This window comes from Streptomyces sp. RLB3-17 (assembly GCF_007113425.2).
Classification (GTDB): domain Bacteria; phylum Actinomycetota; class Actinomycetes; order Streptomycetales; family Streptomycetaceae; genus Streptomyces; species Streptomyces mirabilis_D.
This window is the reverse complement of sequence record NZ_CP041610.2, coordinates 9,631,333-9,654,541: the sequence shown is the minus strand read 5'-3', so window position 1 is coordinate 9,654,541 and position 23,209 is coordinate 9,631,333. Positions and strand designations below refer to the sequence as shown.

19 protein-coding genes and 2 pseudogenes are annotated in these 23,209 nt (G+C 71.0%); 11 read left to right on the top strand and 10 right to left on the bottom strand.

What is annotated here, in order from left to right:
- The first annotated feature begins 272 nt into the window (after positions 1-272).
- From galE to idi, 4 genes and pseudogenes are all read left to right on the top strand, one after another.
- Entirely contained in the window at positions 273-1,259 is a 987-nt protein-coding gene (gene galE / locus FNV62_RS43395) for a UDP-glucose 4-epimerase GalE (protein WP_144316075.1), read from the top strand.
- 128 nt (positions 1,260-1,387) lie between these two features.
- Complete coding sequence (locus tag FNV62_RS43390; protein ID WP_097287293.1) at positions 1,388-2,326, top strand: cation diffusion facilitator family transporter; 939 nt, start codon at positions 1,388-1,390, stop codon at positions 2,324-2,326.
- Positions 2,327-2,584: 258 nt separating this feature from the next.
- Positions 2,585-3,337 (top strand): annotated as a pseudogene (locus tag FNV62_RS43385) (class I SAM-dependent methyltransferase); the annotation flags it as partial.
- A 375-nt stretch (positions 3,338-3,712) separates the two neighbouring features.
- Positions 3,713-4,306 carry an isopentenyl-diphosphate Delta-isomerase gene (idi, locus tag FNV62_RS43380; protein ID WP_054232743.1) on the top strand — a complete coding sequence of 198 codons (594 nt, stop codon included), beginning with the start codon at positions 3,713-3,715 and terminating at the stop codon, positions 4,304-4,306.
- Between the two features lie 40 nt (positions 4,307-4,346).
- Here idi and FNV62_RS43375 read toward each other — a convergent pair whose 3' ends face one another.
- On the bottom strand, positions 4,347-4,853 hold the full coding sequence (locus tag FNV62_RS43375; RefSeq protein WP_097289359.1) for an ATP-binding protein: 507 nt from the start codon (positions 4,851-4,853) through the stop codon (positions 4,347-4,349).
- Between the two features lie 222 nt (positions 4,854-5,075).
- Positions 5,076-5,660, bottom strand: coding sequence for an HdeD family acid-resistance protein (locus FNV62_RS43370; RefSeq protein ID WP_054232744.1), 585 nt, complete (start codon positions 5,658-5,660; stop codon positions 5,076-5,078).
- A 66-nt stretch (positions 5,661-5,726) separates the two neighbouring features.
- Between FNV62_RS43370 and FNV62_RS43365 the strand changes: the two genes are divergently transcribed.
- Positions 5,727-6,536: an enoyl-CoA hydratase/isomerase family protein gene (locus FNV62_RS43365; protein WP_143610033.1), complete on the top strand. Its 810-nt coding sequence runs from the start codon at positions 5,727-5,729 to the stop codon at positions 6,534-6,536.
- On the opposite strand, the gene FNV62_RS43360 is transcribed toward FNV62_RS43365, so the two are convergent.
- Together FNV62_RS43360 and FNV62_RS43355 are read right to left on the bottom strand one after the other, a co-directional pair.
- Entirely contained in the window at positions 6,526-7,161 is a 636-nt protein-coding gene (locus FNV62_RS43360; RefSeq protein WP_075030367.1) for a DJ-1/PfpI family protein, read from the bottom strand. The two genes, FNV62_RS43365 and FNV62_RS43360, sit on opposite strands and share 11 nt — an antisense overlap.
- A gap of 50 nt (positions 7,162-7,211) precedes the next feature.
- Positions 7,212-8,165 carry a GlxA family transcriptional regulator gene (locus FNV62_RS43355; RefSeq protein WP_164657666.1) on the bottom strand — a complete coding sequence of 318 codons (954 nt, stop codon included), beginning with the start codon at positions 8,163-8,165 and terminating at the stop codon, positions 7,212-7,214.
- A 111-nt stretch (positions 8,166-8,276) separates the two neighbouring features.
- Between FNV62_RS43355 and FNV62_RS43350 the strand changes: the two genes are divergently transcribed.
- The 3 genes from FNV62_RS43350 to FNV62_RS43340 all read left to right on the top strand — a co-directional run bounded on the left by FNV62_RS43350 (position 8,277) and on the right by FNV62_RS43340 (position 12,307).
- Positions 8,277-9,143 (top strand): SCO6745 family protein, encoded by an 867-nt coding sequence (locus tag FNV62_RS43350; protein ID WP_144316073.1) that lies wholly within the window; start codon positions 8,277-8,279, stop codon positions 9,141-9,143.
- Positions 9,144-9,231: 88 nt separating this feature from the next.
- A complete protein-coding gene (locus FNV62_RS43345; protein WP_144316072.1) occupies positions 9,232-11,631 on the top strand; it encodes a Tex family protein in 2,400 nt (799 codons plus the stop codon).
- 106 nt (positions 11,632-11,737) lie between these two features.
- A complete protein-coding gene (locus FNV62_RS43340; protein WP_097287286.1) occupies positions 11,738-12,307 on the top strand; it encodes a putative glycolipid-binding domain-containing protein in 570 nt (189 codons plus the stop codon).
- 1 nt (position 12,308) lies between these two features.
- On the opposite strand, the gene FNV62_RS43335 is transcribed toward FNV62_RS43340, so the two are convergent.
- Both FNV62_RS43335 and FNV62_RS43330 read right to left on the bottom strand, forming a co-directional pair.
- On the bottom strand, positions 12,309-13,949 hold the full coding sequence (locus FNV62_RS43335; protein ID WP_144316071.1) for an ABC-F family ATP-binding cassette domain-containing protein: 1,641 nt from the start codon (positions 13,947-13,949) through the stop codon (positions 12,309-12,311).
- Between the two features lie 108 nt (positions 13,950-14,057).
- Entirely contained in the window at positions 14,058-15,083 is a 1,026-nt protein-coding gene (locus FNV62_RS43330) for a hypothetical protein (RefSeq protein WP_060894765.1), read from the bottom strand.
- Positions 15,084-15,149: 66 nt separating this feature from the next.
- On the opposite strand from FNV62_RS43330, the gene FNV62_RS43325 reads away from it, so the two are divergent.
- Positions 15,150-16,124 carry an FAD-dependent oxidoreductase gene (locus FNV62_RS43325; RefSeq protein ID WP_144316070.1) on the top strand — a complete coding sequence of 325 codons (975 nt, stop codon included), beginning with the start codon at positions 15,150-15,152 and terminating at the stop codon, positions 16,122-16,124.
- Between the two features lie 13 nt (positions 16,125-16,137).
- On the opposite strand, the gene FNV62_RS43320 is transcribed toward FNV62_RS43325, so the two are convergent.
- Positions 16,138-18,099: a Xaa-Pro dipeptidyl-peptidase gene (locus FNV62_RS43320; protein WP_097287284.1), complete on the bottom strand. Its 1,962-nt coding sequence runs from the start codon at positions 18,097-18,099 to the stop codon at positions 16,138-16,140.
- A 180-nt stretch (positions 18,100-18,279) separates the two neighbouring features.
- Here FNV62_RS43320 and FNV62_RS43315 point away from each other — a divergent pair, with 180 nt between their 5' ends.
- Complete coding sequence (locus tag FNV62_RS43315; protein WP_143603748.1) at positions 18,280-19,779, top strand: M1 family metallopeptidase; 1,500 nt, start codon at positions 18,280-18,282, stop codon at positions 19,777-19,779.
- Between the two features lie 94 nt (positions 19,780-19,873).
- Here FNV62_RS43315 and FNV62_RS43310 read toward each other — a convergent pair whose 3' ends face one another.
- The 3 genes and pseudogenes from FNV62_RS43310 to FNV62_RS43300 form a co-directional block, all read right to left on the bottom strand.
- Positions 19,874-20,350, bottom strand: coding sequence for a hypothetical protein (locus FNV62_RS43310; protein WP_143610026.1), 477 nt, complete (start codon positions 20,348-20,350; stop codon positions 19,874-19,876).
- A gap of 134 nt (positions 20,351-20,484) precedes the next feature.
- Positions 20,485-20,688, bottom strand: a pseudogene (locus tag FNV62_RS43305) (Appr-1-p processing protein); the annotation flags it as partial.
- Positions 20,689-20,704: 16 nt separating this feature from the next.
- Positions 20,705-22,171 (bottom strand): amino acid permease, encoded by a 1,467-nt coding sequence (locus FNV62_RS43300; RefSeq protein ID WP_144316069.1) that lies wholly within the window; start codon positions 22,169-22,171, stop codon positions 20,705-20,707.
- A gap of 267 nt (positions 22,172-22,438) precedes the next feature.
- Here FNV62_RS43300 and FNV62_RS43295 point away from each other — a divergent pair, with 267 nt between their 5' ends.
- On the top strand, positions 22,439-23,209 hold the full coding sequence (locus tag FNV62_RS43295; RefSeq protein WP_143656320.1) for a MerR family transcriptional regulator: 771 nt from the start codon (positions 22,439-22,441) through the stop codon (positions 23,207-23,209).

Sequence of the window (23,209 nt, the reverse complement as noted above, 5' to 3'; positions counted from 1 at the left end):
GCCGCTGGGCGGCATGTCGGCAGAGGCTATCGGATGATGAGAAGCAGGCGTTCATCGCCCGTTCACTGCGCGATCAACCACATCTGCGTACCGCCTCCGCCGCGATCATCATCGGTGATCCGGGGGCCGTGTCACAAACCCGCACTCGCAGAACGCATTATTCACGTCATTGATCCCGAAGCCCTACGGACCGTTCCGTAGTGGGGCAGGAGGGTCGGATCGGTGGCCGGCGCCGGAGCCACCGGCGGCAGACCGACATAGGGTGGTCGTCCATGACATGGCTGATCACAGGCGGGGCCGGATACATCGGGGCACACGTGGCGCGGGCGATGGCGGAGGCCGGGGAGCGCGTCGTCGCCCTCGACGACCTCTCGGCCGGGGTTCCGAACCGGCTTCCGGAGAGCATTCCTCTGGTGCAGGGCTCGTCGCTGGACGGGGATCTGCTCAAGCGGGTCCTCGCGGAGCACGCGGTGACGGGTGTGGTGCATCTCGCCGCGCGCAAACAGGTCGGCGAGTCCGTGGCCCAGCCGACGCGTTACTACCAGGAGAACGTGGGCGGGCTCGCGACGCTCCTGGAGGCGGTCGCCGGGGCCGGCGTCGAGCGCTTCGTCTTCTCCTCGTCCGCCGCCGTCTACGGCAACCCGGATGTGGACCTCATCACGGAGGACACCCCCTGCGTGCCGATGAGCCCGTACGGCGAGACGAAGCTCGCCGGGGAGTGGCTGGTCCGCGCGGCGGGCCGGGCCCACGGCATCGCGACCGTGTGCCTGCGCTACTTCAACGTGGCGGGTGCGGCCACGCCCGAGCTGGCCGACACCGGCGTGTTCAACGTGATCCCGATGGTCTTCGACCGCCTCACCCGCGACGAGGCCCCGCGGATCTTCGGCGACGACTACCCGACGCCGGACGGCACCTGCGTCCGTGACTACATCCACGTCGCCGACCTCGCCGAGGCGCACCTCGCGGCGGCCCGGCGGCTGGCCGGCGGCGCGACGGGCGACCTCACGGCGAACATCGGCCGCGGCGAAGGGGTCTCGGTACGTGAACTGCTCACGCTGATCGGCGAGGTCAGCGGGGACACCCGGCGACCGGTCGTCGAGCCGCGCCGGCCCGGGGACGCGCCGCGCGCGGTCGCCTCGGCCGACCTGGCCGGGCGGGAACTCGACTGGAGCGCGCGGCGCGGGGTCCGGGAGATGGTGGAGTCGGCGTGGCAGGGGTGGATGCTGCATCACCCCGGGGCACTGGATCAACGATCTTGACCATGCTCTGACCTGCGGATCGTTTCCGCAGGTCAGAGCATATGACAACGGTGTTCAGTGCCGCGTTGCCCGATACCCCCCACCCGTAGTTCACTGTGATCCCGGGCAGAGCACAGGAGGCGGCTTCCATGGGGGCTGGACACGATCACGGGCACGCCCACGGCGCGCCCACCACCGGCACGGCGGCAGCCGCGTACCGCGGGAGGCTGCGGGTCGCGCTGTCGATCACGCTCACCGTGATGGTGGTCGAGTTCGTCGGCGGACTCATGGCCGATTCCCTCGCCCTCGTCGCCGACGCGGCGCACATGGCGACGGACGCGGTGGGGCTGGGCATGGCGCTCCTCGCGATCCACTTCGCCAACCGGCCGCCCAGCGGCAACCGCACGTTCGGCTACGCGCGGGCCGAGATCCTCGCCGCGCTCGCCAACTGTCTGCTGCTGCTCGGTGTCGGCGGCTACGTCCTGTACGAGGCGATCCACCGCTTCGTGACACCCGCGGAGACCGAGGGCGGTCTGACCATCGTCTTCGGTCTGATCGGTCTCGTCGCGAACACGATCTCGCTCACGCTGCTGCTGCGCGGCCAGAAGGACAGCCTGAACGTGCGTGGCGCCTTCCTGGAGGTGGTCGCGGACGCACTGGGTTCGGTGGCGGTGATCATCTCCGCCGTGGTGATCATGTCCACCGGCTGGCAGGCGGCCGACCCGATCGCCTCGATCCTCATCAGCATCATGATCGTCCCGCGCACCTGGAAGCTGCTCCACGAGACGCTCGACGTGCTCCTGGAGGCTGCGCCCAAGAACGTCGACATGGCGGACGTGCGCGCCCACATCCTGGCCCTGCCCGGCGTCGAGGACGTGCACGACCTGCACGCCTGGACCATCACGTCGGGCATGCCGGTCCTCTCCGCCCATGTGGTCGTCAGCTCCGACGTCCTGAACGCCATCGGCCACGAGAAGATGCTCCACGAGCTCCAGGGCTGTCTGGGCCACCACTTCGACGTGGAGCACTGCACCTTCCAGCTGGAACCGAGCGGGCACGCGGAGCACGAGGCGAAGCTCTGCCACTGAGAGGCTCCATCGGGACGCTCTTGTATCCAGCGGGCTCTCGAGAGGCTCCTGATCCAGCGGGCTCTTAATTCGCGGGTGCGGTCGGCGCCTGCGGTGCTAGCGTGGCCGCGGATTCGAGGAAGAGGTGGGTTGGTGACTGTCGCGTTCGGTGCCGCTGCGCGCGGCGACAGGTGCGTCCCCATCCTCCGGGTCCACGGCTGACCCACGCCGAGCGGCGTGCGCGGCGGCCCGGGCCCCCGCAACCAAAGGTTTCCCACGTTGTCCGAGCATCACGACTCGTCCGACCGCGACGCCCGCCACGAGGCCTTCTTCACCCTGCGCCACCGACTGCCCCGGCAGAGCCCCGGCTCCGACGCCACCACCCGTCACCTCCTCTCCCTCGCGGGCCCGCTGCCCGCCCGTCCCCGCGTGCTCGACCTGGGCTGCGGCCCCGGCCGCTCGGCGCTGTTCCTGGCCGCCGAGGCCGCGGCCGAGGTGACGGCCGTCGACCTGCACGAACCGTTCCTCGACGAACTGCGGACGGCCGCCGAGGCCCGAGGTCTCACCGCCTCGATCGACACCGTCAACGGGGACATGGGAGATCTCACCCACCCCGACGGCTCGTTCGACCTGGTCTGGGCCGAGGGCTCGGCCTATCTGATCGGTTTCGACACCGCCCTGCGCCACTGGCGGCGACTGCTCGCCCCCGGCGGCACGCTGGTCCTCACCCACTGTGTGTGGACCACCGACACGCCGTCCGACCAGGCTCGCGCGTTCTGGGAGGACGACTCGTTGCGCACGACCGACCAGGACACCCGGGTCGCGCGCGACGCCGGGTACTCCGTACTGGGGGTGTACCTCCAGCCGGAGTCCGACTGGGACGAGTACTACGACGCTCTCGGCGTCCACGCCGACGTGGCCGATGTCACCAGGCCCGGCATGGCCGAGGCGGTGGCGGGCGCCCGGGCGGAGATCGCCATGCGCCGCGAGCACGGGAGGGAGTACGGCTACGTGGGCTATGTCCTGCGTCCGGTCACCGTCGGCGCCTGACGCGTCCCGTCCCGCCCGGTGCCCGGGTCGGCGCCTGCGTCCGTCGCCGTACGGCGGGTGCGCCGCGCACCGGGGTGAACCCGCCGCGGACTACGGCGTCCGGCCCGGGTTAGACGGGCCGGACGAGCACCGGCTCCAGGGGTCCGGGAGAACATCTGATGGCCCCTGTCCTGGACGGTTCCCCGTCCGTGGCACCGGGCACGATCAAGTGTCCGGCCGCTTTCGGTGACCGACGGACGTCGGCCGCGTGTCCCGCTCCGGGCTCCCGGAGCGGGACATGCGGGGAGCCGCGAAGTGCCGGGAGTGCCGGTTTCGTACGGCAGACTTGGGGCTCGAAGACCGATGCGAAGGATGGGTATGCCGATCACACCTGCCACCGCGACGCACAGTTCGTCGAACGGCACCGTTGAAGCGATCTTGCTCGAGCTGGTCGACGAGGACGGCAACACGATCGGCACGGCGGAGAAGCTCGCCGCCCATCAGCCACCGGGACAGCTGCACCGGGCCTTCTCCGTGTTCCTCTTCGACGAGCACGGCAGGCTGCTGCTCCAGCAGCGCGCCCTGGGCAAGTACCACTCCCCCGGTGTCTGGTCCAACACCTGCTGCGGCCACCCCTACCCCGCCGAGGCGCCCTTCGCGGCCGCGGCCCGGCGGACGTACGAGGAGCTCGGCGTCTCGCCCTCGCTGCTCGCGGAGGCGGGCACGGTCCGCTACAACCACCCGGACCCGGAGTCGGGCCTGGTGGAGCAGGAGTACAACCACCTCTTCGTCGGCATGGTGCAGTCGTCGCTGCACCCCGATCCGGAGGAGGTCGGGGACACCGCGTTCGTGACCGCCGCCGAGCTCATGGAGCGGCATGCGAAGGACCCCTTCTCGGCGTGGTTCATGACGGTCCTGGACGCGGCCCGTCCGGCGATCAGGGAGCTGACGGGCCCGTCCGCCGGCTGGTGACGGACCCGACCTCGCGAAAACTCCTCGAGAGCGCCAGGCCCTAGACGATGCTCGGAGTGAGCGGCAGGGCGGCCCAGATCACCTTGCCGCCACTCGTCGTGTGCTCGACGTCGCACACCCCGCCCGACTCCCTGGCGACCTCCCGCACCAGCAGCAACCCACGGCCGCCGGTCTGGCCGTGGTCGGCCTCCAGGGCGGTGGGACGGTAGGGGTGGTTGTCCTCCACCGAGACCCGCACCCACTCGGCTCCCACGGCCACCTCCACGGCGAGCATCGGGGACAGCAGTGCCGCGTGCCGCACCGCGTTCGTGACCAGTTCGGAGACGATCAGCAAAAGCCCGTGAACGAGGTCGTCCGAGACGGGCACTTGTTGACGGAAGAGCAGGTCACGAACGGCGTGTCGTGCCTGCGGAACCGAGGCGTCGATGGCGGGAGCGGTGAACCGCCACACCCCCTCGTACGGCAGCGGACCCGGCGGTCTCCGATCAGGAGGCACATCCCCGGCGCCTTCAGGGCGGGAGTCGAACCCCCGCCCGTGGTTCTCCATCGTCCGGTCGCCACCCTTGCGCTCGATTGTCACCACACGTCGAGTGTTGGTAACGCGCTGGTCCGGACCGCATCCCTGAACAGAAGTCAGCGACTATCGACGGCTTCTGACCGTTGACGCACGGCACGGTCGGCCGCGCGACCACTCCTGTCCGTGTGGTGTCTGCTTCGAGAACTATTCGGGTTGTACGGGTTGGGCGCCGGGCTCGCCCGTTTTCGTCCGTCACCGGTCGCGCCCCGAGACCAGATGCACGATGCGCCGCCCGCCGAAGCCGGTGGCGATCAGGCCCAGCCCGTCGAAGAGCAGCGCGAGCGAGAAGAAGCAGCCGATGACGTACTTGCTGCTGCTCGGCCAGTTGTCCAGCACCAGGATGCCGAGGAGCAGGTCGAAGACGCCCTGCAGGAGCGTCCAGCCGAACTGCGCACCGCGCACCACGAGGCTGCCGACCACCCGGAACACCCCGCCGGTCAGGAACAGCAGGGCCGCGAACATGGTGAGCGCCTCGGCCGCCGCGTCCGGGCGGCGGATCACCACCACTCCGGCCGCGATGTTCAGGGCCGCGACCACCACCCCGAGCCAGAAGAAGTTGGTGCCGCGGGCCTGGACGGCGTGCAGCAGTCCGACCGCGCCGCCGATCAGCAGCAGCCAGCCGAACAGGATCATCGAGGTCAGGGTCGCCACGCCGGTGTAGACGAGCCCGACGAGCCCCGCGATCACCAGGATCACGCCGAACGCGGCGGTCCAGCTGAAGCCGCGGGTCAGTTTCGTGCTCGCGTCGCTCGCCGCCCTGTCCTTGGTCCTGACCATCAGCGCCTCCTCGCGCCCGGCCCCTTCTTGATCGTACGTTCGAGGGTTGCGGATAGCATCCGGCGTATGGAGCCGCAGCTGCTGCACAGCGTGGGCGACGGGGTCGCCACCGTCGTCATTCACCACCCGGCCAAGCGCAACGCCATGACGGCCGACATGTGGAGGGCGCTGCCGCCCCTGCTCGACGGGCTCGCCGCCGACCCGGACGTCCGCGTCCTCGTGCTCACCGGCGAGGGCGGCACCTTCTGCGCGGGGGCCGACATCTCGACGCTGCGGGGCTCCTCGGACGAGGCGCAGGGGCTCGCCGTGCACGCCGAGGAGGCGCTCGCCGCGTTCCCCAAACCGACGCTCGCGGCGATCCGCGGGTACTGCGTCGGCGGCGGGTCCCAGCTCGCGGCGGCCTGCGATCTGCGGTTCGCGGAGGAGGGCGCGCGGTTCGGAGTGACGCCGGCGAAGCTGGGGATCGTCTACGCGGCCTCGGCCACCCGGCGGCTGGTGTCGCTGGTGGGTCCGGCGACCGCCAAGTACCTGCTGTTCTCCGGCGAGCTGATCGACACCGAACGGGCGCTGCGCACGGGTCTGGTGGACGAGGTGCTCCCCGAGGGCGAACTCGACAAGCGGGTCGGGGAGTTCACCCGCGTGCTGGCCGCGCGGTCGTTGCTGACGCAGGCGTCCGCCAAGGAATTCGCCCATGGGCGGACCGACCGGGACGCGTACTGGGCCGAGCAGGCGCGCGGGAGCGACGACACCGCGGAGGGCGTCGCCGCGTTCCTGGAGCGCCGGCCGCCGCGCTTCACCTGGACCACGCCGGCGTCCACCGCGACCACTAAGGCGTCCACCGCGACCGCTCCGCCGTCCACCGCGACTACTCCATGATGAAGCGGCTCTTCGCCCGGAACTCCGCCACCAGATGTGCGGGAGCCTTCTGGGGCGACCCGGCGTCGTAGGGCGGCTGCGGGTCGTACTCCGTCAGCAGCTGTACGGCCTGTGCGTGTTCGTCGCCCGCGATCCGTCCGAGCAGGGCGAGCCCCATGTCGATGCCGGACGACACGCCGGCCGCGGTGACGTACTTCCCGTCGAACACCACCCGCTCTCCGGTCGGCTCGGCACCGAACCGCTTGAGGTGGTCGAGGGCCAGCCAGTGCGAGGTGGCCCGGCGGCCCTCGAGCAGCCCCGCGGCGGCCAGCAGCAGGGAGCCGGTGCACACGGAGGTCGTCCAGGTGCTCGTGGCGTCGGCGGCGCGCAGCCAGTCCAGCAGGACCCGGTTGTCCATCTGCGGGGTCTGGCCCGGTCCGCCGGGGACCACGACGATGTCCGGGCGCGGCACCTCGGCCAGGGTCCTGTCGGCGGTCAGGGCCAGGTTGCCGCTCTCGTTGCGGACGGCGCCGGTGTGCTCGGCGACGAAGACGGTCTCCGCGTCGGGCAGGCGGCCGAGGGTCTCGTAGGGTCCCACGGCGTCCAGGGCGGTGAAGCGGTCGAAGAGGACGATGGCGATCTGCATCGGGTTCCTTTCCACGGGTGAGTGGGCCAGGGTCGTCAGGTGCGGGCCGGTCAACGGGTGGGGGCGGGGCGGAAGCGGCGCCGGTACTCCGCCGGTGCCGTGCCGAGCGTCTTCACGAAGGCACGGCGCATCGCCTCGGGGGTGCCGTAGCCGCAGGCGCGGGAGATCCCCTCGACTCCGTCGGCGGTGTCCTCCAGGAGGCGCCGGGCGTGTTCGAGGCGCACACGGTCGACGTACCGGCCCGGGGTCATGCCCGTCTCGGTCTGGAAGGCGCGGGCGAAGTGCCGGGGCGAGAGCCGGGCGCGGACGGCGAGCGACTCGACGGACAGGTCGTCGCCCGGGTGCTCGGTGATCCACTGCTGGACCTCGCGGAGCGGTTCGCGCCGTGCCGTCTGCGCGGCCAGCTGGGCGCTGAACTGGGCCTGGTTGCCCGGGCGCCGCAGGAAGACGACGAGATGACGGGCGACCGTCAGGGCGGCCTCCCGGCCGAGGTCCTCCTCCACGAGCGCGAGGGCGAGGTCGATGCCGGAGGTGACGCCGGCCGAGGTGGACACCTGTCCGTCCCGCACGTAGATGGGGTCGGGGTCGACCTCGACGGCCGGGTGGTCACGGGCGAGCTTGTCGCAGTACGCCCAGTGGGTCGTCGCGCGCCGGCCGTCCAGGAGGCCCGCCTCGGCGAGCGGGATGGCGCCGGTGCAGACGGAGACCAGGCGCTCGGCGCGCGGCCCGTGCGCGCGCAGCCAGTCGGTCAGCCGGGGGTCGGGACGCCGGGTGCCCCGGCCGCCCGGGACCAGCAGGGTGTGCGGGGCGGGCGCGTCGGCGAGGGTGTGGTCCGGGACGAGGGTGAGGCCGCTGGTGGTACGCACGGGTGCGCCGTCCAGGGAGGCGGTGTGGATGCGGTACGAGCCGGCGCGGAAGGCCTCGGCGCCCGCGAAGACCTCCACGGGGCCCGTGACGTCGAGGCTCTGCACATCGTCGAAGAGGACCACCAGGACGGTTCGCATGGTCTCGATTCTTGGCGGGCGGGGTGATGGCCGCAATGACGAGTACCCCACCTTTCCTGCCATCGCCCCTCCCGCCTTCCCCGCGTACCGACCAGTCGGTAACCTTCGGGCATGACCACACCTCTGCCGGAGCGCGCCGGGCGGCGCTGCCACAACGTCCTCAACCCGCTGCACTCGACGCACTACTTCTCACCGGATCTGGGACGGGAGCTGGCCGACGTCGGGATCGACGACAGCAACGGCGCGTACTTCGCCGTGCGTGCCGCCGCCATGGGGGCGGTGGGTCCCGGCACGGTGACGGCGACGTTCTACAACTTCCGCCACGAGCTGGTGGCCCGGCATGTGCCCGCGGTGTGGGAGAAGGCCTCCCCGAAGACCGTCCTCGCGGCACGCGCGCGTGCCGTCGACGCGACCTGGCGCCGGCTCCTCGGCGAGGACGTCCTCACCTCCAAGGAGGTCGCCGAGGCGGCGGAGCTCGCCCTGCGGGCCGCGGAGGCCTGCACCAGGACCGCGCGTCCGCTGTACGCGGCACACGCCGACCTGCCCGTGCCCGACGCGCCGCACCTGGCCCTCTGGCACGGCGCCACGCTCCTGCGCGAGCACCGGGGCGACGGTCACCTCGCGGCGCTGCTCGACGCGGAACTCGACCCGGTCGAGGCCCTGGTGAGCCACACCGCGACCGGCAAGGGCATGGCCCCGAAGTGGGCACTGGGCACGCGCGGTTGGTCGCGGACGCACTGGGACGCGGCGGTCGAACGGCTGCGCGAGCGCGGACTGCTCGACTCGGAGGGCGAGTTGACCGAGGCGGGGGTGGACCTGCGCAAGGAGATCGAGGACCGCACGGACCGGCTGGACCGTGCCCCGTACCAGCATCTGGGCGCCGCCGGCGTGGAGCGACTCACCGAGCTGGCCCGGGGCATCCTGATGCGGGCGCTGGCGGCCGGCGCGTTCCCCGAGGGCATGACCGGCAAGGGCTGACAGCGCCGATCGGCGCCCTGATCCCCCGTTGTCGGTGTCACCTGCCACAATTGCCGCGCAACCTCAGTGGAGAAGGCGGTACGGGATCGTGACGACACCCCTCGTAGGGTCCATCGAAGGCAGGATCGCCGAGGAGCTCGGCGTACGGGAGCGGCAGGTCAAGGCCGCCGTCGACTTGCTCGACGGCGGGTCGACGGTGCCCTTCATCGCCCGCTACCGCAAGGAAGCGACCGAGATGCTCGACGATGCGCAGCTGCGCACCCTCGAGGAGCGGCTGCGCTATCTGCGGGAGCTGGAGGAGCGGCGCACGGCGATCCTCGAATCGGTGCGCGACCAGGGCAAGCTCACCGAGGAGGTCGAGGCGCAGATCCGGGGCGCCGAGACGAAGGCGCGGCTCGAGGACATCTATCTGCCGTTCAAGCCGAAGCGGCGCACGAAGGCGCAGATCGCGCGCGAGGCGGGCCTGGAGCCGCTGGCCGAGGGCCTGCTCGGCGACCCGTCGGTCGACCCCCTCGCCGCGGCGACGGCGTTCGTCGACGCGGACAAGGGCGTCGCCGACCCGCAGGCCGCGCTGGACGGCGCCCGGTCGATCCTCACGGAGCGGTTCTCGGAGGACGCCGACCTGATCGGCGAGCTGCGCGAGCGCATGTGGGTGCGCGGGCGTCTGGCCGCCAAGGTGCGGGAGGGCAAGGAGGAGGCGGGCGCCAAGTTCGCCGACTACTTCGACTTCGCCGAGCCCTTCAAGGACCTGCCCTCGCACCGCGTCCTCGCCATGCTGCGCGGTGAGAAGGAGGAGGTCCTCGACCTCGTCCTGGAGCCCGAGGAGCCCTCCGAGCAGCCCGGTCCCTCCTCGTACGAGGGAATCGTCGCCCACCACTTCCAGATCGCCGACCGCGGCCGCCCCGGCGACAAGTGGCTCACGGACACCGTCCGCTGGGCCTGGCGCACCCGCATCCTCGTGCACCTCGGCATCGACCTGCGCCTTCGGCTGCGCACGGCCGCCGAGGACGAGGCGGTGAACGTCTTCGCGGCGAACCTGCGGGACCTGCTGCTCGCCGCCCCGGCGGGCACCCGCGCGACGCTGGGCCTCGACCCCGGTTTCCGTACGGGTGTCAAGGTCGCCGTGGTCGACGCGACCGGCAAGGTCGTGGCGACGGACGTCATCTACCCGCACGTCCCGGCCAACAAGTGGGACGAGGCCATCGCCAAGCTCGCCCGCCTCGCCAAGGAGCACGCGGTCGAGCTGATCGCGATCGGCAACGGCACGGCGTCCCGCGAGACCGACAAGCTCGCCGGTGAACTCATCACCAAGCACCCGGAGTTGAACCTCACCAAGGTGATGGTGTCCGAGGCGGGGGCTTCGGTGTACTCGGCGTCGGCGTTCGCCTCGCAGGAGCTGCCCGACATGGACGTGTCGCTGCGCGGCGCCGTCTCCATCGCGCGCCGCCTCCAGGACCCGCTGGCCGAGCTGGTGAAGATCGACCCGAAGTCCATCGGCGTCGGGCAGTACCAGCACGACCTGTCCGAGGTGAAGCTCTCCCGGTCCCTGGACGCGGTGGTCGAGGACTGTGTGAACGGCGTGGGCGTGGACGTGAACACGGCCTCCGCCCCGCTGCTCTCCCGCGTCTCCGGCATCACCTCCGGGCTCGCGGAGAACATCGTGGCGCACCGCGACGCCAACGGCCCCTTCACCTCCCGTACCACCCTCAAGAACGTGGCCAGGCTCGGCCCGAAGGCGTACGAGCAGTGCGCGGGCTTCCTGCGCATCCGGGGCGGGGACGACCCGCTGGACGCGTCCAGCGTGCACCCGGAGGCGTACCCCGTGGTGCGGCGGATGGTGAAGACGGCGGGCAGCGAGGTCGCCTCCCTGATCGGCAACACCGGTGTGCTGCGCTCGCTCAGGCCGACCGACTTCGTGGACGAGACGTTCGGTCTGCCGACCGTCACGGACATCCTGAAGGAGCTGGAGAAGCCCGGGCGCGACCCGCGGCCCGCTTTCAAGACGGCCACCTTCAAGGAGGGTGTCGAGAAGATCTCCGACCTGGCCTCCGGGATGGTGCTCGAAGGGGTCGTCACGAACGTGGCCGCGTTCGGGGCCTTCGTGGACATCGGCGTCCACCAGGACGGTCTGGTGCATGTCTCGGCGATGTCGAAGACGTTCGTGAAGGACCCGCGCGATGTGGTGAAGCCGGGCGACATCGTCAAGGTGAAGGTGCTCGAGATCGACATCCCGCGCAAGCGGATCTCTCTCACGCTGCGGCTCGACGACGAGGCGACTCCGTCGGATCAGCAGGGCGGGGGTGGACGTCCGCAGCGGGGCGGGCGGCCTCCGCAGCAGCGCCAGCAGCAGCGTCAGCCGCGGGGCGGGGCGGGCGGAGGCGGTGGTGGCGGCGGTTCGCGGCAGGCCGCTCCGCCGCCGGCCAACAGTGCGATGGCCGACGCGCTGCGGCGCGCGGGGCTTGTCGATCCCAAGAAGGGCAGGCGCTGAGCCACTGAGGGTGCAGGGGTGACTGCGGGTGATCAGTGGCTGAGCGCGCAGTTCCCCGCGCCCCTGACGGGGCGCTTGCACGAGCCCCGCTCCTTAAAGTGACCGTATGGCCGACTCGCGTGTCATTACCTGGGAAGTCACGGAGAGCAACGGGTTCGAGACCTCTTGGATCATGTCCGGTGCCCGCTCTCTGCGGGCGCGCGGGCGTGCTGTCGGGACGGTTCCCGAGCCGTACTGGATCTCTTACGAGCTCGACACCGTGGACGGGTTCGTGACCCGGCGGCTGTGTGTGAGCGCCGAGACGGCCTGGGGCACCCGCTCGCTGGACCTGCGGCACGACGGTGAGGGGCACTGGACGGCGGACGGGGACTGGCTGCCCGACCTCGGTGGCGCCCTCGACTGCGACCTGGGCCTGTGCCCGCTCACCAACACGATGCCGGTGCTGCGCCACGGGCTGCATCTCGGGCCGGGTGAGCGGGAGTTCCTGATGGCCTGGGTGTCGGTGCCGGACCTGGCCGTGCGGGCGTCGCAGCAGACGTACACGCATCTCGGGCGCACCGGGGACGGCGGGCGCGTGCGTTTCTCGTCCGGTGACGACCGCAGCGATCTGGAGTTCGACGCGGAGGGGTACGTCGTGGACTACCCCACGATGGCGCGGCGGCTGGCCACGGCCTAGATCAGCGCTCCGTCACCTTGCCCGCCGCCACTTCCAGCCGGCGCGTGGTGTGGACCGCGTCGAGCATGCGGCGGTCGTGGGTCACGAGCAGCAGGGTGCCCTCGTACGTGTCGAGCGCCGCCTCCAGCTGTTCGATCACGGGGAGGTCGAGGTGGTTGGTCGGCTCGTCGAGGACGAGGAGGTTGACGCCACGGCCCTGGAGGAGGGCGAGGGCCGAGCGGGTGCGCTCGCCCGGAGAGAGGGTGCCCGCCGGGCGCAGGACGTGTTCCGCCTTGAGGCCGAACTTGGCCAGCAGGGTGCGGACCTCGGCCGGTTCGGTGTCGGGGACGGCGGCGCCGAACGCGTCGAGCAGGGACTCGGAGCCGTGGAAGAGTTTGCGGGCCTGGTCGACCTCGCCGACGACGACGCCGGAGCCGAGCGTCGCGTGACCGGCGTCCAGCGGGACCCGCCCGAGCAGGGCGCCGAGCAGGGTCGACTTGCCCGCGCCGTTGGCGCCCGTCACGGCGACCCGGTCCGCCCAGTCGATCTGGAGGGTCGCGGGGCCGAAGGTGAAGTCGCCGCGCCGCACCTCGGCGTCACGCAGGGTGGCGACGACGGCGCCGGAGCGCGGTGCGGCCGCGATCTCCATCCGCAGCTCCCACTCCTTGCGCGGCTCGTCGACGACGTCCAGGCGCTCGATCATGCGCTGGGTCTGCCGGGCCTTGGACGCCTGCTTCTCGCTGGCCTCGCTGCGGAACTTGCGGCCGATCTTGTCGTTGTCGTTGTTCGCCTTGCGCCGGGCGTTCTTCACGCCCTTGTCCATCCAGGAGCGCTGCATCTGGGCGCGGCCTTCGAGGGCGGAGCGCTTGTCGGCGTACTCCTCGTAGTCGTCGCGGGCGTGCCGGCGGGCGGTGTCGCGCTCCTCCAGGTAGGCCTCGTAGCCGCCGCCGTAGAGGGTGATCTGCTGCTGGGCGAGGTCGAGTTCGAGCACCTTGGTGACCGTGCGGGTCAGGAACTCGCGGTCGTGGCTGACGACGACGGTGCCCGCGCGCAGCCCGGAGACGAAGCGTTCGAGCCGCTCCAGGCCCTCCAGGTCCAGGTCGTTGGTGGGCTCGTCGAGGAGGAAGACGTCGTAGCGGGACAGGAGCAGGGAGGCGAGTCCGGCGCGGGCCGCCTGGCCGCCGGACAGGGACGTCATCGGCTGGTCGAGGTCGACGCCGAGCCCGAGGGTGTCGGCGACCTCCTCGGCGCGCTCGTCGAGGTCGGCGCCGCCCAGGTCGAGCCAGCGCTCCAGGCTCTCCGCGTACGCGTCGTCCGCGCCCGGCGCGCCGTCGACGAGTGCCTGCGTCGCCTCGTCCATCACGCGCTGGGCCTCGGCCACGCCGGTGCGCCGGGCCAGGAACTCCCGGACGCTCTCGCCCTCCCGCCGCTCCGGCTCCTGCGGCAGATGGCCGACGCTCGCCGACGGCGGGGACAGCCGCAGCTCCCCCTCCTCGGGCGTGAGCAGTCCGGCGAGCATCCGCAGCAGGGTGGACTTGCCCGCGCCGTTGGCACCGACGAGTCCGATCACATCGCCCGGCGCGACCACGAGGTCGAGCCCGGAGAAGAGCGAGCGGTCGCCGTGTCCGGCGGCGAGGTTCTTGGCGACGAGAGTGGCAGTCATCAGGAGGCCGATCCTAACGGCCCGGCCGCCCAGGCTGCGCCGCCGTTTCCGTGCGGGGCCACGTCCCGGTTTCCGTGCGGGGCCGCACCTCCGTGTCCTTGCGCCCGCTCAGTGGGCCATCGCCTCCACCAGCACGCTCCCCGAGGTCCGCGCCACGAGGAAGGACTCCCCCTTCACGGCCTTGGCGTCCAGGGCGATCCGGTGTCTGCCCGCCTCCAGAATCCCGTCGAAGACCTCCTGCGTGTGCGTGCGGTACAGCCGGTCGAGGCGGTACGCGGTGATCTGGACCCGACAGGTGGAGGTGACCTCGATGCCCGCCTCGCCGTCGGCGGCGACCAGGCGGGTGAGGCGGCGCAGCTCGTGGGGACTGCGGTCCAGGGCGTGCTCGATCTGAGCGACGAGGAGCGGGACGACGGGGGCCAGGCCGTCGACATAGGCGACCTCGACCCCGGCCCGTTCGAAGGACCCCCGTACGGCCGCGCGCTCCTGTTCGCCGACGGCGCGCCCGAAGGCCACCGCGCCGTACCCGCGGAGTTCCTCGGCCGGGACGTCGGTGGCGTCGCGGGTGATGTCGGCGCCGATGCCGATGGTGCGCAGGGCGGCGGCGAGCTTGGCGAGCACGGCGACCCGGGCGCCGATGAGCAGGACCCTGCGGCGCGCCCCGGGGTCGCCGAGGAGCAGCGAGTTCAGGGCGCTGCGGTACTCGGCGCCCTGGAAGCGGAACGGCCCTATCCCGTGGTAGCCGTTGAGCTCCAGATCGGCGTGTTCGCCGGTCTGCCAGGCGAAGTCGCGCCACACGTAGTCGTCGCGGGAGTCGTCCTTCTCGATGACGGCGGTCACGGCACCGCATTCGATGCCCTCGCACTCGGGACAGCCGTAGATCACGTAACGGCCGTCTTCGAGCGGGGCCTCGGCCTCCAGGAGGAGGCTTCGGACCTGGGCGGTGAAGATGGCGGGTGGTACGTCGGAGGCGAGCGGGGACACCGCGTCGAGGTCGGAGAGCTGGTACAGCAGCGGGCGGCCGTCGACGATGAAGTCGACGAAGTCCCGGTGCACTTGGTAGTCACCGTTGGCGAGGACTCCACCGGCACGCATCGCCGGTGCCAGGCCGAAGGTCGCGTACTCGGCAGACATGCTGTGAGTATCCCCAGACTGGGAGTGATGTGAGCACGGCATGACATATTCCGCTAACGTCTCGCCATGGACAACGCGCCCAGCGGTGACGTGATCGTGGTCGGAAGCGGTGTCGTCGGGTTGACGACGGCGATCGTCCTGGCCGAGCGCGGCCGGCGGGTACGGGTGTGGGCGCGGGAGTCCGGAGAGCTGACCACCTCGGCCGTTGCCGGCGCGTTGTGGTGGCCGTATCGCATCCGGCCGAAGGCGCTCGCGGGTGAATGGGCCCTGCGATCACTCTCCGTGTACGAGGAGTTGGCGGCCCGGCCGGATGAGACGGGCGTACGCGTGGTCGAGGGCGTACAGGGCGAGACGCGATTGGACGCTCTGGAGCCGTGGGCCGCCCGGGTGCCGGGGCTGCGGGCGACGACGGCCGAGGAGTACGCGGGTACGGGGCTGTGGGCGCGGCTGCCGCTGATCGACATGCCGGTGCATCTGCGGTGGCTGCGCGAGCGGTTCCTGCGGGCGGGCGGGACGATCGAGACACGGACGGTGACGGATCTCGCGGAGGTCGAGGCGCCGGTCGTCGTCAACTGCACGGGTCTTGGCGCCCACGCGCTCGTACCGGATGCGGCCGTACGGCCCGTGCGCGGTCAGCTCGTGATCGTGGAGAACCCCGGGGTCCGTACCTGGCTCGTGTCGACGGACAGGGACGCCGGGACGACCACCTATGTCTTCCCGCACCCGGACCGGCTCGTGCTGGGTGGCACGACCGACGACGATGACTGGTCGCTCACGCCGGATCCGGCGGCGGCCGCAGCGATCGTCGAACGGTGTGTGGCGCTGCGGCCGGAGATCGCCGGGGCGCGCGTGCTGGGCCATCGGGTGGGGCTGCGGCCGGTGCGTGACACGGTCCGGCTGGAGCGTGAAGTACTGCCCGACGCGCGGGTGTTGGTGCATAACTACGGTCACGGCGGCGCGGGCGTCACGGTGGCCTGGGGCTGTGCGCGGGAGGCGGCCGGGCTCGCGCTGGGCGAGGAACCGGCCGCCGTGCGCCCTTGAGGGGGTCAGCGGATCAGCGGGTCTCCCCCGGGACCCGGAGGGCACTGCTCGGATCGCGTACGCCGTCGAGGCCGGCCGTGCTCGCGGCTGCGGCGGATCCCGCGGTCGCCTTGGCGAAGGCCTCGGCGCCGCCGACGAACGGCACGCGGGCCGACGTACGGGACAGGTCCAGCGTGAGGGTCGGAGTGGTCGACGGCGGGTCGATGAGGTCCTTGTCGGTGCCCGCGACGATCAGAGCGAGCCGGTGGCCCGCCGGGACGACGTGGTCGGTGGCGGCCAGGTCGAGCGTGATCGTGTACGCCTTGCCCGGGGTGAGCGGGACGCCCTTGAGGTCGGAGGCGTAGTTGCCGAGGTCGGCCCAGCCGCGGCTGAAGACCGTGGCGGCCACGTCGGTCTTCTTCGCCTGGGTGACCTTGTAGCAGGAGCTGTCGCCGGTCGTGCTCGGACCCCAGCAGGTGCGGTCGGTGAGGGTGGTGATGCCCTCGCCGCCGTCGGCGTAGTCACGGATGGTGTCCGGGCCCAGGTCGACCAGGACCGCGGAGAGGTGGGCGGTCGAGGTGGTCGGCGTGGCGGTGACGGTCACCTTGGAGGAGCCGGACAGCCGCAGGTCCCGGGTCAGCGGCTTGGTGACGAATCCGGCCTTCTCGGGGCTGGACCGGTCGATGTGGGCGGCCCAGTCGGTCTCGCTGAGCTGCGGGTCGTCGGTGAAGGTCTCGCTTCCGGAGCCCGTACGCAGGCCGAGGGTGCCGACGCCCGCCTGGGTGCCCGTGCCGGGGCGGAGTGTCGTCGTCTGCGTCCCGCGGGGCGGCCAGACGCTGGAGGTGGCCCACTGGTCGGGGTGGCGCTCGATGTCGGCCATGGGCTCGTGGTCGATGCCGTTGTCGTAGCCGAGGAGTTCGTGGTCGAACCAGCGGTGCAGGGTGTCGACCCAGGCGCCGCGGCGGAAGTCGAAGGGGTCGACATGGCCGGTCTGGGACAGCCAGATCTTGCGCTCGACGCCGTTCTTGGCGAGGGCGCTCCACCACTGGCCGAAGTTCTTGGTGCGGACGTTGAGGTCCTGCATGCCGTGCACCAGGAAGACGCTCGCCCTGACCTTGCTCGCGTCCTTCACGTAGTCGCGCTCGGACCAGAACTTGGTCCAGTCACCGGTGCGCGGCGCCCCGTCGACGAGCTTCTGCTGCACGGCGGCGCACTTGGCGGTGGCCTCGGGGCTGTCGACGTAGCCGGAGAGCCAGTCCGGGCCCGAGTCGTACAGCGGGGCGCCCTTGGCGAAGTAGTAGTCGTACCAGGAGGAGATGGCGCTGATCGGCACGATGGTCTTCAGGCCCTTGACGCCGGTCGCGGCGACACCGTTGGCGATGGTGCCGTCCCAGCTCTTGCCGATCATGCCCGTTCTGCCGTTGGTCCAGGTCGCCTTGGCCCGGTCGGCGCCGGTACGCGTCGTGTAGCCCTTGGCCCGGCCGTTGAGCCAGTCGACCACAGCCTTCGCGGACTGGATGTCGGAGCGGCCGCCGACGTCCACACAGCCGTCGGAGCGATTGGTTCCGGCCAGGTCGACGCCGACGAAGGCGTAGCCGCGCGGCACGAAGTAGTTGTCGTAGAACAGCGGCATCTGGACGACGTCGCCGTTCGCGTCGTACGTCTTGAGCTGGCTCTCGTTTCCGCGCCCGCAGCAGGAGTAGTACGGGCTGGCGTCCATGATCACGGGAACCTTGCGGCCCTGCTGGGCGAGTTCACGGGGCCGGACGATGTCGACGGCGACGCGGTCGGTCTTCCCGTCGCCGTCGCCGTCGAGGCCGGTGTCCACCCAGACGGATTCGCGGATCGCGTTCTCGTACGAGTAGACCGGGGTGCTCTCCCGGGGCGCGCCGTGTGCGGCGGCGGGGGCGAGGAAGACGGCCATCAGGGCGGCGGTGGCCGCCGTCGCGAGCGATCTCCAGGTCGTGAAGCGCATACGGCGCGCTGGTTTCGGCATGCGCGGAAGGTACCCCGGTCAACTCCGGTACAAAAGAGGGTCCGTGGAGGCAGCCGGGCCCGAATCGGTCATGACGGCCGAATGGCGATCGTGTGACAGGAGGGGCGATGGACAGGGTGACGGCACAGGGAGTCAATAGGCTCCGAACCGTCCTCGTTCCCCCACGACTTGGAGCTCTCCGTGCACCGCAGACTCATCGCCCCGGGCGCGCTCGCCGCCTCCCTGCTGCTGGCGATCCCGGCATCGGCGGCGGACTACACCCCCGGGGCGCCCGGTATCGGCGACCCCTACTACCCGGCCTACGGCAACGGCGGATACGACGTCTCGCACTACGACCTGCGGCTCCAGTACCAGCCGGCCACCGACGAGTTGCAGGGAACGGCGACCCTCCTGGCCACCACCACGCAGGACCTCTCACGCTTCGACCTCGACTTCCTGCTCGATGTGAGCGAGGTGCGGGTCAACGGGGCGAAGGCCTCGTTCACCACCTCGGGCCAGCACGAGCTGGAGATCACCCCGGCGACTCCGCTGCCGAAGGGCACGCCCGTCACGGTCGTCGTCCGTTACAGCGGGGTGCCCTCGACGAAGAGCGCGTACGGCTTCTCGACCTGGCACCGCACTCCGGACGGGGCCGTCGCGGCGGACGAGCCCGAGTCGGCCTGGTGGTGGTTCCCCAGCAACGACCATCCGAGTGACAAGGCCACGTACGACGTCTCGGTGGCCGTGCCGGACGGTACGCAGGCGATTTCCAACGGCACGCTCCAGTCGACGAGTTCACGGCTCGGCTGGACCCGCTACAGCTGGCGGTCCAACAAGCCGCAGGCGACCTATCTCGCCACGCTCGCCATCGGAAAGTTCGACATCACGACGGGCACGACGGCCGCCGGTGTCCCGGTCGTCAACGCGTACAGCAAGGACCTCGGCGACAACGACGGGGCCGCGCGGGCGAGCGTCGAGCGGACCGGGGAGATCGTCGACTGGCTGACCGGCTACTTCGGCCCGTACCCCTTCAGCTCGGTGGGCGGATACGTGCCGAACACCACCACCGGGTACGCGCTGGAGACCCAGACCCGCGTCTACTACAGCCCCCGGCAGTTCGCGAACGGCTCCAACACCTCCGTGGTCGTCCATGAGCTGGCGCACCAGTGGTACGGCGACGACGTGTCCCTGAAGGGCTGGAAGGACATCTGGATCAACGAGGGCTTCGCGCGGTACGCGCAGTGGCTGTGGTCCGAGCACGAGGGTGAGGGGACGGCGCAGGAGCTCGCGGACTACGTGTACGCCTCGCATCCGGCGGACGACGCCTTCTGGAAGGTCGCGCCGGGTGACCCCGGTCCGGACAACCAGTTCGACACCGCGGTCTACGACCGGGGGGCGGTGGCGGTGCAGGCGCTGCGCAACGAGGTCGGGGACGACACGTTCTTCGCCATCCTGAAGGGGTGGCCGCGGGAGCACGCGTACGGGAACGCGTCGGTCGGGGACTTCCAGAAGTACGCGGAGAAGGTGTCGGGCAAGTCGCTCGCCACGCTCTTCGACACCTGGCTGTTCGAGCCGTCGAAGCCGGCGGCGCCCGCGGCGCGGGGTGCGTCGATCGCGGTGGCCCCGGCCACGGCGGGGGCCCCGGCGCAACCCAGGTCGTGGAAGAAGATCGCGGCGACCGATTCCGTCCACTCCGGCTGAACCGGCACCCCGGGCCCCTCAGCGGGGCCTTCGCCCACTCGCCCGCCCCTCCGTCTCTCGGGGCGGGCGAGTGGGGGCCGTTCGCGTACGGGCGTCAGTTGCCCTGCTCCACCGGGGCCGCGATCCGCTCGCCCACGATGCGGCTCGCCAACTCCGAGGCCAACTCCGATACGGACATGCGGAGTTCGGCGTCGGCCGCCGCGCACTCGGACTCGATGCGGGCGCGGCCGTCGGCCACCACGGCGTCACGTTCGCGCTGCCCGTCCGCGCGGGCCTCGGCGATCAGGGCGTAGCCCTGTTCGAGGGCCTGCTGGCGGATGCGGGCGGCTTCATGGCGGGCCTCGGCCAACAGGGCCTCGGTTCCCAGACGCTCACTCTCGGCGCGGGCGCGCACGGCTTCGGCGCGCTCCTTGGCGCCGTTGATCGCGTCGTCCCGCAGTTCGAGCGCCCGGTTCATCCGCGGGAGCACGCGGGCGACGAACACGTAGATGAAGGCGAACAGCGCCAGGGCGTAGCCCAGGTCCTGCACCTTCGGGTTGAGTGGACCTATCGGGTAGGGGATGAGTTCCATGGCCGTGACTTACCCGCTCATGCGTGCGAACCAACGCGCATCTGCGCCAGAGTTGACCGAAAACAGCCCCTCCGGCCGACCCCGGTGGCCCGTCATCGATGCGAGCAATCGCGCGCCCAGCCTTCGGGCCCCGCTCACTCCCCGTGGTCGTACACCGTCACCGCCACCCCCCGCTCCACCAGCCGCCGCAAGATGAGCGGTTCCACCCGGGACCAGTCACCGCCGGCCAGACCGCAGCCGATACGGGGCATGTGGACGGACGCGTCGAGTTCGGCGGCCTTGATCGCCACGTGGGCGAGGCCCGCACCGATCGCCTCGTAGCGAACGGGGACGCCCTCAACGGCGCACGACCTGCTACTTCGTCAGCTCGCTCAGTTCCTGGTCCGTGGTCTTCGAGACCCGGTGGCGGATCGCGAACCAGCCGCCGACCAGCAGGGCCGCGATCACCGGGATGAGGAGCAGGGTCTTGCGGCCGACCTCGGGGTCGTTCCCCATCAGGCCGAGCACGGCCAGCAGGAAGGCGATGGTGACGATCTCGGTCACGGGGCTGCCGGGGAGCCGGAAGGACGGGCGGGTCACCAGGCCCTCCTTGGCGCGGCGGACGAACACCAGGTGACAGACCATGATGATCACCCAGGTGCTGATGATGCCCAGGGACGCCACGTTCAGGACGATCTCGAAGGCCTGGCTGGGCATGAGGTAGTTCAGGCCGACGCCGAGCACGCACACCGCGCAGGTGAGCAGGATGCCGCCGTACGGGACCTGGCTGCGGTTCATCTTCGCGGTGAACCGGGGCGCGGAGCCCGCCATCGCCATGGAGCGCAGGATGCGGCCGGTGGAGTACAGGCCGGAGTTCAGGGACGACATGGCCGCGGTGAGGACGACCAGGTTCATGACGTCACCGGCGCCCTGGACGCCGATCTTCGACAGGACGGTGACGAAGGGGCTCTCGTCGGCCGAGTAGACCGAACCGGGCAGCAGCAGCGCGAGCAGCACGACCGAGCCGACGTAGAACAGGCCCACGCGCCACATGATCGAGTTCACCGCGCGCGGGACGACCTTCTCCGGCTCGGCGGTCTCGCCCGCGGCGACACCGACCAGCTCCAGGGCCGCGTACGCGAAGATCACGCCCTGCATCACCAGGACGACCGGCATGATCCCGTGCGGGAGCAGACCGCCGTGGTCCGTGATGACGTTCAGGCCGGGCTTCTGGCCGCCCACGTCGTGGTGCGTGGCCAGCAGGAAGATGCCGACCAGCATGAAGGAGACGAGGGTGGCGACCTTGACGATCGCGAACCAGAACTCCATCTCGCCGAAGATCTTCACCGAGATCAGGTTGACGGCCAGGACCACCGCGAGGGCGATCAGCGCCAGCACCCACTGCGGGATGTCGGTGAAGAAGCTCCAGTAGTGCGTGTACAGCGCGATCGCGGTGATGTCGGCGATGCCGGTCGTCGACCAGTTGAGGAAGTACATCCACCCGGCGACGTACGCGCCCTTCTCGCCGAGGAACTCGCGCGCGTACGACACGAAGGACCCGGAGGACGGCCGGTAGAGGACCAGCTCGCCGAGCGCGCGCACGACGAAGAAGGCGAAGACTCCGCAGACGAGGTAGGCGATCGCCAGCGCGGGTCCCGCGGTGTGGAGGCGACCGCCGGCGCCGAGGAAGAGCCCGGTGCCGATCGCGCCGCCGATGGCGATCATGTTGACGTGGCGGGCCTTGAGGTCCTTGCTGTAACCGGCGTCGCCCGCGTCCGCGGGCGTGCGGGCCGCGTCGATGCGGGATGCGGCCTTGGCCGTGTCTACGGCGTCCTTGCTCACGCGTGGATCTACTCTCTGGTGCGCCCACGCACCGAGTACGCGGGTTTCCGGATGTGCCTCGGCCCGCACCACCCCTGACGCGGCGCAGACCAAGGAGCCACCTTCCCCGAGGCGTCCCCCCGGATGCGATGGCACAGCTCACACCGCGGAACATCTCACATGGTGATCAAAGGGTGCAGAACTCGTCGACAGCGCTTTCACAGGACCGGTGAGACAGCAATACTGTTGCACCTGATCGCTGCACCATCGAAGAGGCGAGGACCTGCCATGACGACGGACACCGAGGAGCCGACGCTCACGGTCGACGAGCTGGCCGCACGCGCGGGCGTCACGGTCCGTACGGTCCGCTTCTACAGCTCCAAGGGACTGCTCCCGCCGCCCGTGATCGGACCCCGGCGGGTGGGGCACTACAGCCAGGAGCACCTGGCCCGGCTCGCGCTCATCGAGGAGTTGCAGCGCCAGGGCATGACGCTGGCCGCGATCGAGCGCCATCTTCAGCAGCTGCCCGCCGACCTGAGCGCCCAGGATCTCGCCCTTCACCGTGCCGTGGTCGCCTCCTGGGCGCCGGACGCGGCGGAGGACGCGACACGCGAGGAACTGGAACGGCGGGCCGGCCGCCCCCTGGGCGAGGAGGACCTGGAGCGGCTGGTCGCGATGAACATCATCGAGCGGGCCGAGGGCACCTCGGGCACCGCGCACTCCTCGGGCTCCCCGGCCGCCCCGGACTCCTCGGGCTCCCTGGCCGCCTCGGACTCCTTCCGCGTGGACCCGGCGCTGCTGGCGCTCGGCGTCCAGCTCCTCGACGTACCGCTCGCGCACGAGTCGATCCTCGCCGCGCGCGGCGTCCTGCTGGAGCACTCCCGCGCCGCGGCACGCGAGCTGTCCGCGTTGCTGCGCGAGGCGGTGGGCGAGCACGAGTCGGTGGCGGCGGTGAAGTCCCTGTCGGCCCACATGCAGCCGCTGGTGGTGCAGGCGCTGCTGACCACGTTCCAGCGCTCCCTGAAGGCGGAGCTGCGGGAGTGGCTCAAGGAGTCCTGA

Bases quoted from the DNA above. Each gene is read 5' to 3' on its own strand.
- galE (WP_144316075.1), top strand. From the start codon at position 273: ATGACATGGCTGATCACAGGCGGGGCCGGATACATCGGGGCACACGTG.
- FNV62_RS43390 (WP_097287293.1), top strand. From the start codon at position 1,388: ATGGGGGCTGGACACGATCACGGGCACGCCCACGGCGCGCCCACCACC.
- idi (WP_054232743.1), top strand. From the start codon at position 3,713: ATGCCGATCACACCTGCCACCGCGACGCACAGTTCGTCGAACGGCACC.
- FNV62_RS43375 (WP_097289359.1), bottom strand. From the start codon at position 4,853: ATGGAGAACCACGGGCGGGGGTTCGACTCCCGCCCTGAAGGCGCCGGG.
- FNV62_RS43370 (WP_054232744.1), bottom strand. From the start codon at position 5,660: ATGGTCAGGACCAAGGACAGGGCGGCGAGCGACGCGAGCACGAAACTG.
- FNV62_RS43365 (WP_143610033.1), top strand. From the start codon at position 5,727: ATGGAGCCGCAGCTGCTGCACAGCGTGGGCGACGGGGTCGCCACCGTC.
- FNV62_RS43360 (WP_075030367.1), bottom strand. From the start codon at position 7,161: ATGCAGATCGCCATCGTCCTCTTCGACCGCTTCACCGCCCTGGACGCC.
- FNV62_RS43355 (WP_164657666.1), bottom strand. From the start codon at position 8,165: ATGCGAACCGTCCTGGTGGTCCTCTTCGACGATGTGCAGAGCCTCGAC.
- FNV62_RS43350 (WP_144316073.1), top strand. From the start codon at position 8,277: ATGACCACACCTCTGCCGGAGCGCGCCGGGCGGCGCTGCCACAACGTC.
- FNV62_RS43340 (WP_097287286.1), top strand. From the start codon at position 11,738: ATGGCCGACTCGCGTGTCATTACCTGGGAAGTCACGGAGAGCAACGGG.
- FNV62_RS43335 (WP_144316071.1), bottom strand. From the start codon at position 13,949: ATGACTGCCACTCTCGTCGCCAAGAACCTCGCCGCCGGACACGGCGAC.
- FNV62_RS43330 (WP_060894765.1), bottom strand. From the start codon at position 15,083: ATGTCTGCCGAGTACGCGACCTTCGGCCTGGCACCGGCGATGCGTGCC.
- FNV62_RS43325 (WP_144316070.1), top strand. From the start codon at position 15,150: ATGGACAACGCGCCCAGCGGTGACGTGATCGTGGTCGGAAGCGGTGTC.
- FNV62_RS43320 (WP_097287284.1), bottom strand. From the start codon at position 18,099: ATGCCGAAACCAGCGCGCCGTATGCGCTTCACGACCTGGAGATCGCTC.
- FNV62_RS43310 (WP_143610026.1), bottom strand. From the start codon at position 20,350: ATGGAACTCATCCCCTACCCGATAGGTCCACTCAACCCGAAGGTGCAG.
- FNV62_RS43295 (WP_143656320.1), top strand. From the start codon at position 22,439: ATGACGACGGACACCGAGGAGCCGACGCTCACGGTCGACGAGCTGGCC.